1 protein-coding gene is annotated in these 1,133 nt (G+C 61.4%); it reads right to left on the bottom strand.

The features are described 5' to 3' along the window. Positions 1 to 62: 62 nt before the first annotated feature. Positions 63 to 1,124: a glycosyltransferase family 4 protein gene (locus ENZ75_RS32515; protein WP_013530898.1), complete on the bottom strand. Its 1,062-nt coding sequence runs from the start codon at positions 1,122 to 1,124 to the stop codon at positions 63 to 65. Positions 1,125 to 1,133 lie beyond the last annotated feature (9 nt).

Here is a 1,133-nt window from a genome sequence, read left to right as displayed (position 1 = left end):
GAGTTGGGCCATTCGTCAAAGATCCCTGTTGTTTCGTTGCCGTGGCTCGAGCACGTCGCTGCTCAAGACGCCTTCGCCGTGCTCGGGACGCCGATCAGGCCCGCATAGGCGGCCAGATAGTCGCCGGCCATTCTTCGGGCGGAGAACCGCTTTTCGAAAACGGCCCTCACCTTTCGCCTGTCGAGTTGCAGCAAGTCCGGCACCGCAGCGACCGCGCTATCCATTGTGTCAGCGATAAAACCGGTGACGCCTTGATCGATGATCTCCGGCAGCGCACCGCAACTCCAGCCGATGACCGGTGTGCCGCAGGCCATTGCCTCGATAGCGGCAAGGCCGAACGGCTCCGGCCAGTCGATCGGGAACAGCAGGCCTGCCGCCTTGCCGAGAAATTCCGCCTTCTGGTTTTCCTCGATCTCACCGACATAGACAACGCGATCGCCATCGATCAAAGGCTCGACCACCTCACGGAAATAGGCGCGATCGTCGTCGCCGATCTTTGCCGCGAGCTTGAGCTTGAGCCCCGAACGCAAGGCGATCTCGATGGCGCGATCCGGGCGCTTGTCGCGTGAGAACCGGCCGAGGAAGGCAAGGTAGGGTTCTTCGGCGGCCGTCTCGAACGTCGGCTCGTAGAGAGCAGTCGGCAATCCGTGATGGATCGTCGCCAACCAGTTGGCGTTGGCAAGGCCCGCCTTCTGGCTGTGCGAAATGGAAATCAGGGGAAAGCGCGGGAACCGTTCATAGGCCGGCGCCAGGTCGACATAATCCAGCCTGCCATGCGGCGTCGTCACCGTCCGCTCCGCAATATCCTCAAAGAAGGAAAAATGCAGGAAGTGGCTGAGGTGGAAGTGGATGACGTCGAACTCCGACGCCCGTTCCCTCACCTGCGCAAGCATCGAAAGATGCGCCGCGATCTCGGATTTGAGCGGACGCGGATCGAGGCGCAACGCGCGTTCCCGGCTGGGTACCAGCTTCGCGGAGGTCTGGCTGTCGCCACTGGCAAACAGCGTCACCTCATGACCCAGATCGACCAGCGCTTCGGTCAGATACGAGACGATGCGCTCGGTGCCGCCATAGAGCCTTGGCGGCACCGATTCATAAAGCGGCGCGACATGGGCGATTTTCATATTTCATCC

It is taken from the genome of Mesorhizobium sp. M7A.F.Ca.CA.002.04.1.1 (assembly GCF_004022805.1).
GTDB lineage: Bacteria > Pseudomonadota > Alphaproteobacteria > Rhizobiales > Rhizobiaceae > Mesorhizobium > Mesorhizobium ciceri.
The sequence above is the reverse complement of the archived record's forward strand: the minus strand, read 5'-3'. Positions and strand labels throughout refer to the sequence as shown.

Bases quoted from the DNA above. Each gene is read 5' to 3' on its own strand.
- ENZ75_RS32515 (WP_013530898.1), bottom strand. From the start codon at position 1,124: ATGAAAATCGCCCATGTCGCGCCGCTTTATGAATCGGTGCCGCCAAGG.